This is a genomic window from Arthrobacter sp. ISL-65, from assembly GCF_018613795.1.
In the GTDB taxonomy this organism is placed as follows: Bacteria; Actinomycetota; Actinomycetes; order Actinomycetales; family Micrococcaceae; genus Arthrobacter.
In genome coordinates, this window is the sequence record NZ_JAGGPN010000050.1 from 15088 (window position 1) to 28109 (window position 13022).

General features: G+C 66.9%; 13 protein-coding genes. 9 read left to right on the forward strand and 4 right to left on the reverse strand.

Annotated elements, in window-relative coordinates; all coding sequences use genetic code 11:
- Nucleotides 1-126: 126 nt before the first annotated feature.
- The 6 genes from J7I85_RS21120 to J7I85_RS21145 all read left to right on the forward strand — a co-directional run bounded on the left by J7I85_RS21120 (nucleotide 127) and on the right by J7I85_RS21145 (nucleotide 6645).
- Complete coding sequence (locus tag J7I85_RS21120; protein WP_214856930.1) at nucleotides 127-1593, forward strand: NAD-dependent malic enzyme; 1467 nt, start codon at nucleotides 127-129, stop codon at nucleotides 1591-1593.
- A 23-nt stretch (nucleotides 1594-1616) separates the two neighbouring features.
- A complete protein-coding gene (gene aceB, locus J7I85_RS21125) occupies nucleotides 1617-3215 on the forward strand; it encodes a malate synthase A (protein ID WP_214856931.1) in 1599 nt (532 codons plus the stop codon).
- Nucleotides 3216-3218: 3 nt separating this feature from the next.
- Complete coding sequence (locus J7I85_RS21130) at nucleotides 3219-4493, forward strand: aldolase (RefSeq protein ID WP_214856932.1); 1275 nt, start codon at nucleotides 3219-3221, stop codon at nucleotides 4491-4493.
- 10 nt (nucleotides 4494-4503) lie between these two features.
- Nucleotides 4504-5316 (forward strand): bifunctional allantoicase/(S)-ureidoglycine aminohydrolase, encoded by an 813-nt coding sequence (locus J7I85_RS21135; RefSeq protein WP_214856958.1) that lies wholly within the window; start codon nucleotides 4504-4506, stop codon nucleotides 5314-5316.
- Nucleotides 5317-5459: 143 nt separating this feature from the next.
- The gene (locus tag J7I85_RS21140) at nucleotides 5460-5816 is read left to right on the forward strand and encodes a VOC family protein (protein ID WP_214856933.1); all 357 of its coding nucleotides are present in this window, start codon (nucleotides 5460-5462) and stop codon (nucleotides 5814-5816) included.
- A 31-nt stretch (nucleotides 5817-5847) separates the two neighbouring features.
- The gene (locus tag J7I85_RS21145) at nucleotides 5848-6645 is read left to right on the forward strand and encodes an SDR family oxidoreductase (protein ID WP_214856934.1); all 798 of its coding nucleotides are present in this window, start codon (nucleotides 5848-5850) and stop codon (nucleotides 6643-6645) included.
- Between the two features lie 107 nt (nucleotides 6646-6752).
- Here the strand turns inward: J7I85_RS21145 and J7I85_RS21150 are convergent, their stop codons facing one another.
- Complete coding sequence (locus J7I85_RS21150; RefSeq protein WP_214856935.1) at nucleotides 6753-7928, reverse strand: zinc-dependent alcohol dehydrogenase; 1176 nt, start codon at nucleotides 7926-7928, stop codon at nucleotides 6753-6755.
- A gap of 195 nt (nucleotides 7929-8123) precedes the next feature.
- On the opposite strand from J7I85_RS21150, the gene J7I85_RS21155 reads away from it, so the two are divergent.
- The gene (locus tag J7I85_RS21155) at nucleotides 8124-8396 is read left to right on the forward strand and encodes a hypothetical protein (protein ID WP_214856936.1); all 273 of its coding nucleotides are present in this window, start codon (nucleotides 8124-8126) and stop codon (nucleotides 8394-8396) included.
- A 29-nt stretch (nucleotides 8397-8425) separates the two neighbouring features.
- Here J7I85_RS21155 and J7I85_RS21160 read toward each other — a convergent pair whose 3' ends face one another.
- The 3 genes from J7I85_RS21160 to J7I85_RS21170 all read right to left on the reverse strand — a co-directional run bounded on the left by J7I85_RS21160 (nucleotide 8426) and on the right by J7I85_RS21170 (nucleotide 11387).
- Complete coding sequence (locus J7I85_RS21160) at nucleotides 8426-9115, reverse strand: HAD family hydrolase (protein WP_214856937.1); 690 nt, start codon at nucleotides 9113-9115, stop codon at nucleotides 8426-8428.
- Nucleotides 9116-9156: 41 nt separating this feature from the next.
- Nucleotides 9157-9474: a hypothetical protein gene (locus J7I85_RS21165; RefSeq protein WP_214856938.1), complete on the reverse strand. Its 318-nt coding sequence runs from the start codon at nucleotides 9472-9474 to the stop codon at nucleotides 9157-9159.
- A 107-nt stretch (nucleotides 9475-9581) separates the two neighbouring features.
- Nucleotides 9582-11387, reverse strand: coding sequence for a glycoside hydrolase family 15 protein (locus tag J7I85_RS21170; protein ID WP_214856939.1), 1806 nt, complete (start codon nucleotides 11385-11387; stop codon nucleotides 9582-9584).
- Between the two features lie 135 nt (nucleotides 11388-11522).
- Here J7I85_RS21170 and J7I85_RS21175 point away from each other — a divergent pair, with 135 nt between their 5' ends.
- Both J7I85_RS21175 and J7I85_RS21180 read left to right on the forward strand, forming a co-directional pair.
- On the forward strand, nucleotides 11523-12257 hold the full coding sequence (locus J7I85_RS21175; protein WP_308159589.1) for a GAF and ANTAR domain-containing protein: 735 nt from the start codon (nucleotides 11523-11525) through the stop codon (nucleotides 12255-12257).
- A gap of 10 nt (nucleotides 12258-12267) precedes the next feature.
- Entirely contained in the window at nucleotides 12268-13005 is a 738-nt protein-coding gene (locus J7I85_RS21180) for a DUF72 domain-containing protein (protein WP_214856940.1), read from the forward strand.
- The last annotated feature ends 17 nt before the right edge of the window (nucleotides 13006-13022 follow it).

A 13022-nucleotide genomic window follows, 5' to 3' on the forward strand; every position in this document is an offset into this window, starting at 1 on the left:
CGCCGAGCGGCGTCGAGGAAGCAAGAAGGGCTTGTATTTCCATAAAGTAGATAATAATATCCATAATACGAAAACATTCAGGAGAACCGTCCGCCGCAGCGGCGGGCCCTATCAGGAGGACATTCAATGGCGAACCCGAGCCCCGGAAACTCAATCACCCTGCGCGTGGAGGCACCCTCGAGCTTCACGGCCACCAGCGAGCTCGCGGCAGCCGTCGGTGCGGCCGGAGCGGCCATCACCGCACTGGACGTCACCGAGTCCCACCACGAGACGCTGGTTGTCGACGTCACCTGCAACACCACTGACCAGGACCACGCGGACCGCGTAAAGGACGCGCTCAACGCGCTCGACGGCGTCACCGTGCGCAACGTCTCCGACCGCACCTTCCTGATGCACCTCGGCGGCAAGCTCGAGGTGGTGCCGAAGGTGGCGCTGCGCAACCGCGACGACCTCTCCCGCGCCTACACCCCCGGCGTCGCCCGCGTCTGCCTTGCCATCGCGGAAAACCCCGACGCCGCCCGGAACCTGACGGTCAAGCGGAACACGATCGCCGTGGTCACCGACGGCTCGGCCGTCCTGGGCCTCGGCAACATCGGACCGGCAGCCGCGCTTCCGGTCATGGAGGGCAAGGCCGCGCTCTTCAAGCAGTTCGCCAACGTTGACGCCTGGCCCGTCTGCCTGGACACCCAGGACACCGAGGAGATCATCAAAATCGTCAAGGCCCTCGCTCCCGTCTACGGCGGCGTGAACCTCGAGGACATCGCGGCCCCGCGCTGCTTCGAGATCGAAAACCGGCTCCGCGATGAACTGGACATCCCCGTCTTCCACGACGACCAGCACGGCACCGCCATCGTCACGCTCGCTGCCCTGGTTAACGCCCTCCGGGTCGTGGGCAAGAAGCTCGCGGACGTCCGCATCGTGGTCTCCGGCGTCGGCGCCGCCGGCTCGGCGATCATCCAGCTCCTCAAGGCCCAGGGCGCGCAGCACATCATCGCCGCCGGCCGCTCCGGCGCCATCCACGCGGGTGAGAAGTACGACGACGAGCACCGCGCCTGGATTGCCGCCAACACCAACGAAGAGGGTTACTCCGGCACGCTGCACGAGGCCCTCAAGGGTGCCGACGTCTTCATCGGCGTGAGCGCCCCGCACGTGATCGGCGAGGAGCAGGTTGCCTCGATGGCGGACAAAGCCATCGTTTTCGCCATGGCCAACCCGACGCCGGAAATCGACCCGACAGTGGCCTCCAAGCACGCCGCCGTCGTCGCCACCGGCCGCAGCGACTTCCCGAACCAGATCAACAACGTCCTGGCCTTCCCGGGCTTCTTCCGCGGGCTGCTGGACGCCGGGGCATCGGACATCACGCCGGAGATGCTGGTGGCCGCCGCCGAGGCGATCGCCAACCGGGTTGCTGACGACGAGCTCAACGCCAGCTACATCATCCCCAGCGTCTTCGACCCCCACGTGGCCGCCGACGTCGCGGCCGCAGTCGCCGCCGCGGCCCACGCCGCAGCGGGTACTGGCATCGCGACGGCAACAGCGGAAGACTCAACAGAAGCAGCAGCGCCCGCGGACGCAGCTCTTGCCAACGCCTGAATCAGCCCTGGAAAGGACCCACAATGGCTATCACAGTCACAGACACCCGGCCGATCGAGCGTGCGGAGGAGATTCTCACCCCGAAGGCCCTCGCGTTCGTTGAGGAGCTCCACAAGCGCTTCGCCGGCCGGCGCGGCGAGCTGCTCACGGCCCGCAAAGCCAAGCGTGAGCACGTGGCCCGGTCCGGCAGCCTGGATTTTCTGCCGGAGACCAAGGACGTGCGCGACGGCGACTGGAAGGTTGCGCCGGCACCGGCGGCCCTGCAGGACCGCCGGGTCGAGATGACCGGCCCGGCTTCGCCGGCCAAGATGGCCATCAACGCGCTGAACTCCGGCGCGAAGGTGTGGCTCGCAGACCTTGAGGACGCCAGCACCCCCACATGGGGGAACGTCATTGACGCCATCCTCAACCTTCGCGATGCCGCCACGGGATCGCTGAGCTACACCTCCCCCGAGGGCAAGGAGTACCGGCTCCGCACCGACGCCCCGCTGGCCGTCGTGGTGGCACGCCCCCGTGGCTGGCACATGGAGGAGCGGCACCTGCTGCTCGAGGGCGAACCCGCTGTCGGCGCGCTGGTGGACTTCGGCCTGCACTTCTTCCACATCGCCAAGCAGCTGGTGCTCAACGGCCAGGGCCCGTACTACTACCTGCCGAAGATGGAGAGCCACCTCGAGGCCCGGCTGTGGAACGACGTGTTCGTCTTCGCCCAGGACTTCCTCGGCCTCGGCCAAGGCACCATCCGCGCCACCGTCCTGATCGAAACCATCCCGGCTGCGTTCGAGATGGACGAGATCCTCTACGAGCTGCGGGACCACGCCTCGGGTCTGAACGCCGGCCGCTGGGACTACCTGTTCAGCATCATCAAGTACTTCCGCGACGCCGGTGCCAGCTTCGTGCTGCCGGACCGCGCCACCGTGGCCATGACGGCGCCGTTCATGCGGGCCTACACGGAGCTGCTGGTGAAGACCTGCCACCACCGCGGCGCCTTCGCGATGGGCGGCATGGCTGCGGTCATCCCCAACCGGCGCGAACCCGAGGTCACCGCGCAGGCCTTTGAGAAGGTCCGCGCGGACAAGACCCGCGAGGCGAACGACGGCTTCGACGGCTCGTGGGTGGCCCACCCGGACCTCGTGCCCGTCTGCCAGGAGGTGTTCGACTCCGTGCTCGGGGACCGGCCCAACCAGCTTGACAAGCAGCGCCCGGAGGTCTCGGTCACGGCCGGCCAGCTGCTGGACATTGCCTCCGCCGAGGGCCAGGTCACCGAAGCCGGCCTCCGCCTGAACCTTTACGTCGCCGTGGCCTACACCGCCGTCTGGATCTCCGGCAACGGCGCGGTGGCCATCCACAACCTGATGGAGGACGCCGCGACGGCGGAAATTTCCCGTTCGCAGGTCTGGCAGCAGATCCGCAACGAGGTGGTCCTCGCGGACACGGGCAACAAGGTCACCCGCGAGCTGGTCACCCGGATCCTCGCCGAGGAAACCGAAAAGCTGCGCGGCGAGGTGGGCGAGGAAGCGTTCGCCCGCTACTACCAGCCCGCGAGCGCCCTGATCGGCGACATCTGCCTCTCCGAGGACTACACGGACTTCCTCACCACCCCCGCCTACGAACTGGTGGGCTGAGCAATGGCGGTACCCGAAACATCGCTGACCGCAGCGGACCTCGCCCGGATCGACGGGCAGCTGGCGGACACCGACCGGCTGCTGGAGCAGAACTACCCGGGCGACGACGGCTCCCGGCAGCCGGTCCACACCGTGTACGTCCCCGCTGACCGGTTCACGCCGTCGCTCGCCGCCGACTGGGGAACCCAGGCGCTGGCGACGGCGGCCGCCCACGGCGGGCTGGCCCGGCTCGGTTCGCTTCTGGGCCAGGACGCCGACCTCGCTGAGTCAGTGGCGTCCCGGGTCCAGACGAAGCTGGAAAGCGAGCCGATCGAGGACCTCCGGCTCGACTTCGAGGACGGGTTCGGGGACCGGGGCGACGACGCCGAGGACGCCGCCGCCGTTGCCGCGGCGTCCGCCGTGGCCGCCGCAGTTTCGGCCGGCTCCGCGCCGCCGTTCATCGGAATCCGGTTCAAGTGCTTCGAGGCCCCCACCCGCGCCCGCGGGCTGCGCACCCTCGACCTGTTCGTCTCCCGCCTGGCCGCGGCGGGAGAACTTTCCAAGGGCCTTGTCCTGACGCTGCCCAAGGTCACCACCGTGGCGCAGGTGCAGGCGATGGATTACGCGGTTTCCCGGCTCGAGGAGATCCATTCCCTCCCCGCCGGCCGGCTCCGGTTCGAGGTGCAGGTGGAAACGCCGCAGCTCATCCTCGGCCCGGAGGGAACGTCCCCGGTGGCACAGCTGCCGCATGCCGTTCCCGGCCGGATCAGCGGCCTGCACTACGGCACTTACGACTACTCCGCTTCCCTGCAGATCTCCGCCGAGTACCAGTCGATGGAACACCCGGTGGCCGACTTCGCCAAGGAGGTCATGCAGCTGGCCGTGGCCGGCACCGGCATTCGGCTGTCCGACGGATCCACCAACATCATTCCCGTGGGCGACAACGTGGAAAACGCCTGGCAGCTGCACGGCCGCCTGGTGCGCCGTTCCCTGGAGCGCGGCTTCTACCAGGGCTGGGACCTGCACCCGGCCCAGCTGCCCAGCCGCTTCGCGGCAACGTACGCCTTCTACCGCCAGGGCCTGCCGGCCGCGGCCGGCAGGCTGCGGAACTACGTGGAGCAGACGGAAGGCGGCGTCATGGACGAGCCGGCCACGGCGCGCGCCCTCGCCGCGTTCGTGCTGCGCGGCGTCCAGTGCGGCGCGGTCGGTGCCGACGAGGTGCTGGCGCTGGCCGCCGTCGGAATCCCCCAACTCACCGGGCTGGCCCACCCACGGCTGGCCCAGACCACTTCAAAGTAAGGATCCAATGATGGGCAAGTACTACTCCCCTGAAGGCGGACTGCCGCCCCAAACGCACCTCACCACCGAGCGCGCGATTGTCAAAGAGGCCTACACCGTCATCCCCAAGGGCGTGCTGACCGATATTGTCACCAGCAACCTGCCGGGCTTCACCAACACGCGTTCCTGGATCATCGCCCGCCCGATCTCGGGGTTCGCCACCACGTTCTCGCAGCTAATCGTTGAGATCGGTCCCGGCGGAGGCGCCCCGAAGGCCGAATTCGAGGCCGGCGTCGAAGGCGTCGTCTTCGTCACCAAGGGACGGGTCAATCTGACGCTCGACGGCGAGCTGCACCAGCTTGAGGAGGGTGGCTACGCCTACCTCGCAGCAGGTTCAACCTGGGGCCTGGAGAACGTCTCAGATGACATTGTGTCCTTCCACTGGATCCGCAAGGCCTACGAGCGGCTTGAGGGTTACGAGGCCAAGTCCTTCGTGACGAGTGATGCTGAAGTTGAACCGAGCGAAATGCCGGACGTCGACGGCGTCTGGAAGACCACCCGCTTCGCGGACCCCAACGACCTGGCCCACGACATGCACGTGAACATCGTGACCTTCCAGCCGGGCGGCGTGATCCCGTTCCCGGAGACCCATGTCATGGAGCATGGCCTTTATGTCCTCCAAGGCAAGGCCATGTACCTGCTCAACAACGACTGGGTGGAGGTGGAAGCCGGCGACTTCATGTGGCTGCGCGCCTTCTGCCCGCAGGCCTGTTACGCCGGCGGCCCGGGCGAATTCCGCTACCTGCTCTACAAGGACGTCAACCGCCAGATCCGCCTGACGTAGTCTTCACCCACCGCGGACCTCCTGCCGCCGAAATCGCCGGAAGCCACCAGGCTTCCGGCGATTTCGCGCGTTTCCGGGGACTTCGGCGACTCGGTTTTCCGCCCACCCTTGCATCACAACTGCACGCACGGAAGCATGAAGGCATGCTGACGATAGGAACGACTGTCCTTGGCGTCGACGACGTCGCCCGCGCCACCGCCTTCTGGTGCGACGCCCTCGGCTATATCCCCCGGGAGGACGGCGACGAAACGTGGGTGGTGCTCGTCCCGCAAGAAGGCGACGGCGCCCGGCTCGCCCTCATGCTCAGCGAGACTCCAGTGCAATCCCATCCGCGCCTTCACCTGGACCTCTACGCCGATGACCAGGCAGCCGAGGTGGAACGACTCGTCGAGCTCGGGGCGGCACGGGTGGACTGGGACTCTTATCCGGATGACCCGGACTTCATCGTGCTGGAGGACCCCGACGGAAACCGCTTCTGCGTCGTGGATGCGGCAGCCTGACCCTAAATAGGGACGCACGGAAGGACGCACCATGGAATTCTCGCCCCGCACCGCCATCGTCACCGGTAGCGACTCCGGGATCGGCCGCGCCACTGCGGTAGCACTGGCCCAGGCCGGACTGGACATAGGCGTCACCTGGCACTCGGACAGGGACGGCGCCGAGCGAACGGCAGAAGAGGTCCGGGCCGCGGGCCGGACCGCGGTGGTCCGGCAACTCGACACCACCCACCTTCTGACGTGCGCCGGTGTCATCGACGGCCTCGCGGAGGACCTGGGCGGCGTGGACGTGTTCGTCAACAACTCCGGCATGGGCGACGGCACCAAGTTCCTCGAGCTTAACTATGAGACCTGGGCGAAGACCCTGGACACCAACCTCAACGGCGCCTTCCTCTGCATCCAGGCGGCAGCCCGCCGGATGGTCGACGCCGGGCAGGGCGGCCGCATCATCGCCGTCACGAGCGTCCATGAGACGCAGCCGCGGGTGGGCTCGTCGGCCTACGACGCGTCCAAGCACGGGCTGGGCGGACTGATCAAGACCATTGCGCTGGAGCTGGCCAGCCACGGCATCACAGCCAACTCCGTAGCCCCCGGCGAAATCGCGACGCCGATGACGGGCCAGACCGATGAAGACCCCCGCACCAAGGACCGGCCCGGCGTTCCCCTCGGGCGGCCCGGCGATGCGCGGGAGGTGGCCGCGGTCATCGCGTTCCTTGCCTCTCCGGCGTCGAGCTATGTCACCGGGGCGTCGTGGGCGGTCGACGGCGGGATGCTCCAGATGGGCCCGCAGGCCGGCTCACACATCACCGGCCACGAGTGGCGTGAGGGCTGAGCGGGTGCGCTCGGCTAGGAGCTCAAACGGAAAGCGGCTGGCGGGTGAGTCGCCCGCCAGCCGCCGTCCCGGACCTCGCTGCTAAAGCCCGGTGTCTATGAATCCCGTCAGGGCTTAAGGACTACCTTGATGCAGCCGTCCTCTTTCTTTTGGAACTTTTCGTAGAGCTCCGGCGCGTCGGCCAGCCCCGCGGTGTGGGTGACCAGATCCATCACACCCAGCGGATCGGCGTCGTCCTCCACCAGCGGAAGCAGCTCATCCGTCCACCGGCGGACGTTGCACTGTCCCATCCGTACCTGGATCTGTTTGTCGAACATTGTGAGCAGCGGCATGGGACTGGCCGTGCCGCCGTAGACACCGCTCAGGGATAGCGTGCCCCCGCGGCGGACCGTGTCAACGGCCATGTGGAGGGCGGCGAGCCTGTCCACCCCGGCCGTTTCCATAGCCTTCTGCGCCACCTTGTCCGGGAGGAGGCCGAGCGCCTGGTGGGCGAAGCCCGCCACCGGAGAGCCGTGCGCCTCCATGCCGACGGCGTCCACCACGGCGTCCGGTCCCCTCCCACCGGTCATCTCGCGCAGCTCGTCCGCGATGCCCTTGGAATAGTCCAGCACCTCGACGCCGTGGCGCGCGGCCATCTCGCGGCGTTCCGGAACCGGATCAATGCCGATCACCCGCTGGCCGAAGTAGGTGCCGATCCGGGAGGAAAACTGCCCCACCGGTCCGAGCCCGAAGACCGCCAGCGTCCCGCCGGCCGGAGCATCGGCGTATTTCACGGCCTGCCAGGCAGTGGGAAGAATGTCCGAAAGGAACAGGTAACGCTCGTCCGGCAGCTCCTGTCCCACTTTGACGGGGCCATAGTCGGCGAACGGCACCCGCAGGTACTCCGCCTGGGCGCCGGGAACGGAGCCGTACAGCTCCGAGTATCCGAATATCGCACATCCCGAATTCTTTGCCCGGACCTGGCTGGTTTCGCACTGCGACTGCAGGCCCTGCGAGCACATGTAACAGTGGCCGCAGGAAATGTTGAACGGAATGACCACGCGGTCGCCCTTGGCCAGGTTGGTGACGGCGCTCCCCACCTCTTCCACGATGCCCATGGGTTCGTGACCCAGCACATCGTCCTTGTGCATGTAGGGGCCCAGCACCTCGTACAGGTGAAGGTCCGAGCCGCAGATCGCCGACGACGTGATCCTTACGATCGCATCCGTGGGCTCCTGGATGACGGGATCCGGTACTTCCTTCACGCTCACCGAGCGCTTGCCCTGCCAAGTCAGTGCCTTCAATGGAGTGCCTTCCTGTAGCCGCACGTCGCGTTCTTTCGACCGTAGCCGGATCCGGCTCCGATGTGAAGGTCAGTATGCTTATCAATTTTTGGGGATTCAAAGGCAGAAGGTAAGCGTCCTTGCTTTTCTCTTGTTTCGGCCAAGGATCGCTCCTAGCGTAGGAACTGTTCCCGCCCCCAAGGAAAGGCGCCCGTCATGTCGCTCTACCAGCCCGAACCCGTGGAAATCTCCACGCGAATGCGCCCCGGTGAGTGGACGGAGGCCAGCCTCGAGGAGCTGGTCACCACCTACCAGGCGAAGATCCTTGCCATGGGGGCGGCGGTGTCGGAGGTGGTCACCGAGGTGGTCCGGAACGACGACGGTTCCGTCGCCGTTGCGGTGTCGTGGAACAGGGGATCCTACGCCGACGAACCCGAAGGTGGCGGGTTCACGAACACCGAGTCCGGGGTGGACACGGCCGGGACCTGACTGCGCACGGACGCTTTAAGCCGGGAAACCTAGCCGGCCAGCAGCTTTCCGATCGCACTGCGGCCGAGGTTGTCCAGGAGATCCCGGGGACCCTCATAGACCTCCACGGCCCCCGCTTCGCGCAACTCCGCCTCGCTGGTGCCGCCGCACGTGAGGGCGATGGTGGGGATGCCGAGCCTGCTGGCCGCCATGACATCCCACACAGCGTCCCCGACATAGACCGCGCCGGAGGCCTGAATCCCCACAGCCTCCAGCGCCGCCACCAGGATGTCCGGCTCCGGTTTGCTGTTTTCGGCGTCGTTGGAGCTCGTCGCTGCGTGGATGAAGTCATCCGCCGACAGGGCCGCCCGCAGCGCCCCGAGATCCTGCTCCCGCGCAGACGAGGCCAGGGCCACCGCCAGTCCGTTCTCACTACACCTGGCCAGCAGGTCCCGGGCCCCGTCGAAGGCTCGCAGCGAGGACCAGTACGTGCCGAAGATCCCCGAATGCGCAGACAGAACATCCTCGTCCACGTCCGTGTTCCGGGAGTCCGGCAGCAGGTGGTCCACCAGTCGGGCGCCACCCATCCCCACGCAGCGGTGGATACGGGCCATGGGCACATCGAAACCTGACTGGCGGAACGCCTGCCACCAGGCGAGCGTGTGGATATAGGCGGAGTCGATCAGCGTGCCGTCGACATCGAACAGGACGCCCTTCTCCCTCCGCTGCCCTGGTGACAACTGATTCTCCGGCCCTTTCCCCTCTGACACTCCAGTGGACCTCAGCGCTCGGCCAGCAAGGGGGATGGCACCCGGTGCGGCGCAGTCCTCGGGGACCCGTAACCGACAGCAACCGTGGACTTCAGCGCCTGCCTTGCGGGTTTGCCATGACGCTTCTGGACGGGGCGCTTCACAGCATCCTTGCAGCAGTCGCGGATTAGGCCCGTACCGGCAATCTCCCTGGCCTGGGCAACCCCGGCAACTGCTGCGCGCTTCGTCGGGAAGGTGACGGACACCGCCATCAGCGCCCCTGTTCCGTCAAGCAGCCGGATCCTGTAACCGCCGTCGGGAGCGTCCACCAACTCGAAATATCCAGCCATTTGGCCCTCCTCCTTCTTCACCCTCCGGTGAGGTGTTAGTAAGTATACTTACTTAGGCGCCGAAGGTGAGAGGTGTCACCCAATTTTGAGCGGAACCGCGTTGCCCGTCACCCGGTCCCGGCCTTCGACGGCAGCGGCTTGTCGCTGCGGTGGGGCTGGCGCTGATTCAGTTCCAGGGCACTGGTCACCAGTGCGAAATGGCTGAATGCCTGCGGGGTGTTCCCCAGGTGCCGAGCACTTTGGACGCCCCATTCCTCACTCAGCAGGCCGACGTCGTTGCGCAGGGACAGCAGCCGCTCGAACAATTCCGTGGCCTCCCTGCGCCGGCCGGCTCCGAGCAGCGCCTCCACGAGCCAGAAGGAACAGGCGAGGAACACCCCCTCGCCCCCCGGCAGTCCGTCGTCGCTCTCCTGGGGCCGGTACCGGAGCACGAACCCGTCCTCCGTCAGTTCGCGCTGGATGGCGTCGATGGTGCCGAGCACCCGGGGATCATCGGGCGGGAGGAAACCCACGCGGGGAATGAGGAGCAGGCTGGCATCGAGTTCGGGCCGGCCATAGCTCTGCGTAAAGGTGTTCCGGCCGGGGTCGAAACCGTTCGCCATGACCTCGGCGTGGATGGTGTCGCGGAGCGCCTCCCAGCGGTCCGCCGGACCGGGAAGCCCAGAATCCCTGACCCCTTTGACCATCCGGTCCGCCGCCACCCATGCCATCACCTTGGAATGGGTGAAATGGCGGCGCGGACCGCGCATCTCCCACAGCCCGTTGTCCGGCTGGTCCCAGGCGCCTTCGAGGTATTCCATCAACGCCACCTGGACGTCCCAGGCTTCGTCCGTGTGCTTCAGCAGCGAGTTGCGGGTCAGGGCAAGGCAGTCCAGCACTTCACCCCACACATCAAGCTGCAGCTGGCCGGCGGCAGCGTTGCCTATTCTGACCGGCGCCGAATTCTCATAGCCGGACAGCCAGGGCAGTTCCAGCTCCGGCAACCTGCGTTCGCCGTGGATTCCGTACATGATCTGCAGGTCGGCCGGGTCGCCTGCCACGGCCCGCAGCAGCCAGTCGCGCCAGGCCGCCGCCTCGGAGGTGTAGCCAGCGGCCAGCAGTGCCTGCAGCGTCAGGGTGGCATCGCGGAGCCAGCAGAAGCGGTAGTCCCAGTTCCGCGGCCCGCCCAACTGTTCCGGCAGCGACGTGGTCACGGCCGCAACGATCCCTCCGGTGGGCGCGTAGGTAAGGGCCTTGAGGGTAATCAGCGAGCGCTGCACGGCGTCCTTGTACGGCCCGGCTACCTTGCACTTATCCGCCCATTCCCGCCAGAACCGTTCGGTGGAGTCCAGGACTTCGTCGGCGTCCACGGACCGGGGCCGGTGGACATGGCTCGGCGCCCATGTCAGCACGAACGGCACCCGTTCGCCGGCCTTCACGGTGAAGTCGCTGACGGTGCGCATGCGTTCGCCGCGCAGCGGGGCAGTGGTCACCAGGTAGGTAGAATCAGGACCGGCGATGGCGTGGAGACCGTGGCTGTCCCGGCGCACCCACGGCATGATGTGGCCGTAGTCGAAGCGCAGGGCCAGTTCGCTTCTCATCCGGACATGTCCGTGCAGCCCCACCACAATCCGCACGATGTCCGCCACCTCGTCACGGGGCGGCATGAAGTCGATAACCCGGACGGCGCCGTCGTCGGTTTCCCACTCGGTTTCCAGGATGAGGGTGTGCCGGCGGTAGCGGCGCCGCGTGCAGCCGCCCCCGGCTGCCGGGGCGAGGAGCCAGCGGCCGGCTTCGGGGGTGTCCAGGAGCGCATTGAAGCAGGCCGGCGAATCGAACCGCGGCAGGCACAGCCAGTCAATCGAACCTTCGGTGCTGACCAGGGCCGCGGTGTGCAGATCCCCGACCACCGCATAATCCTCGATGCGTACCATGCCCTTACAGTGCCACAGCAGGCCCCGCGGCACGAGGGGCGGCCGGGTGTAGCCTGAAGTTAGGCGGAGCGGCCGCCGGAGCCTTGCCTCGTTACCCCGGCGCTGCCGGGTTAAAGGGCGGAAGTGGAGCCTTGCGTGGATAGTCGCCTGAAAGAAGCTGACGTGGTGGGGCATGTCCAGGACATGTTGCTGGACACGCAGGATGTCCAGGATTTCCTTGACGAGTTGGCACGGTTCTCTGCGGAGAGCATGTCGGGGCCGCGCGGCCAGATCTATTGCGGCATCACCCTCCTGCGGCACCGTTCGGCGGCCACCGTGGCCAGCAGCAGCGAGCACGCCCAGGCGGTTGACGAGATCCAGTACCAGTTTGGCGACGGCCCCTGCCTCCGCTCCTGCCGGGAGGGTGTCCTGGTCCACGTTCCGGACTTCGAGCTCGATACGGAGTTTCCGGATTACAACGACACCGTGCTGAAGAACGGCATGCGTTCCGTTTTGGCGGTCCCCTTCGAGCTGCCCGGCGCCGACGCGCGGGCGGGACTCAACCTGTACTCCGAGAAGCCGAATGTCTTTGACGCAGCTGCCGTGGAGAGCGCCGTCAGCTACGTACGGCAGGCCTCCAAAGGCCTCCGTCTCGCGGTCCTTCTGGCCCAGCGCACGGACAACGCCGCCAACCTGAAGAATGCGATGGCGTCGCGGACCATCATTGACATGGCCGTCGGAATCATCATCGCGCAGAACCGCTGCAGCCAGGAGGACGCCATCAACCTCATCAAGTCGGCGTCCAGCACGCGCAACCTGAAGCTGCGCGACGTTGCTGCTGCCATCGTGGAGTCTGCCGGCGGCGGCCCCGTAGCCACCCACTTCGACTGACGTCAGACGGGTGAACATCCACATCGGAACGTCCGGCTGGAGCTACGACCACTGGGAAAATGTGCTGTACCCGCCGGGGCTTCCCACCCGTGACCGGCTGCAGCACTACGTTGCACGGTTCAGCACAGTGGAGCTTAACGCCAGCTTCTACCGTTGGCCGCGGGACACGACGTTCGCCGGCTGGCGGACCAGGCTGCCGGCCGGTTTTGCCCTGTCCGTCAAAGCCCCGCGCGGCCTCACGCACGGCAAGAAGCTGTACGGTCCCGAAGTCTGGATCGAACGGATCTCGCGGTGCTGGCACGAACTCGGCGACAAGCGCGCCGTGCTGCTGGTCCAACTGCCTCCCGGCATGGCGAGGGATGACGCCCGCTTGGATTATTTCCTCGGCGCCATGCCCGAGTGGATCCGGGTGGCCGTGGAATTCCGCCATCCGAGCTGGGAGCAGCCGGAGGTGTACAGGCTGCTGGAATGGCACGGGGCCGCGTACACCGTCATGAGCGGCGCCAACCTGCCCTGCAACCTGCAGGCGACCGCCCCGTTCGTCTACGTCAGGCTGCACGGGCCCGACCACCAGCACCTGTACGGCGGCTCCTACTCGGACGAGGAACTGGGCTGGTGGGCGGACAGGATCCGGGAGTGGCGCAGCTCCGGACGGGAAGTCTTCGCGTATTTCAACAACGACGGCGGTGGCAACGCCGTGCGTAACGCCGCCACCCTGCGCGGCATGTTGGGAGACGGCGGCGAGTAACAGAGAGCAGGACGGCA

Bases quoted from the DNA above. Each gene is read 5' to 3' on its own strand.
- J7I85_RS21170 (WP_214856939.1), bottom strand. From the start codon at position 11,387: ATGGTACGCATCGAGGATTATGCGGTGGTCGGGGATCTGCACACCGCG.
- J7I85_RS21120 (WP_214856930.1), top strand. From the start codon at position 127: ATGGCGAACCCGAGCCCCGGAAACTCAATCACCCTGCGCGTGGAGGCA.
- J7I85_RS21135 (WP_214856958.1), top strand. From the start codon at position 4,504: ATGGGCAAGTACTACTCCCCTGAAGGCGGACTGCCGCCCCAAACGCAC.
- J7I85_RS21165 (WP_214856938.1), bottom strand. From the start codon at position 9,474: ATGGCTGGATATTTCGAGTTGGTGGACGCTCCCGACGGCGGTTACAGG.
- aceB (WP_214856931.1), top strand. From the start codon at position 1,617: ATGGCTATCACAGTCACAGACACCCGGCCGATCGAGCGTGCGGAGGAG.
- J7I85_RS21155 (WP_214856936.1), top strand. From the start codon at position 8,124: ATGTCGCTCTACCAGCCCGAACCCGTGGAAATCTCCACGCGAATGCGC.
- J7I85_RS21145 (WP_214856934.1), top strand. From the start codon at position 5,848: ATGGAATTCTCGCCCCGCACCGCCATCGTCACCGGTAGCGACTCCGGG.
- J7I85_RS21140 (WP_214856933.1), top strand. From the start codon at position 5,460: ATGCTGACGATAGGAACGACTGTCCTTGGCGTCGACGACGTCGCCCGC.
- J7I85_RS21130 (WP_214856932.1), top strand. From the start codon at position 3,219: ATGGCGGTACCCGAAACATCGCTGACCGCAGCGGACCTCGCCCGGATC.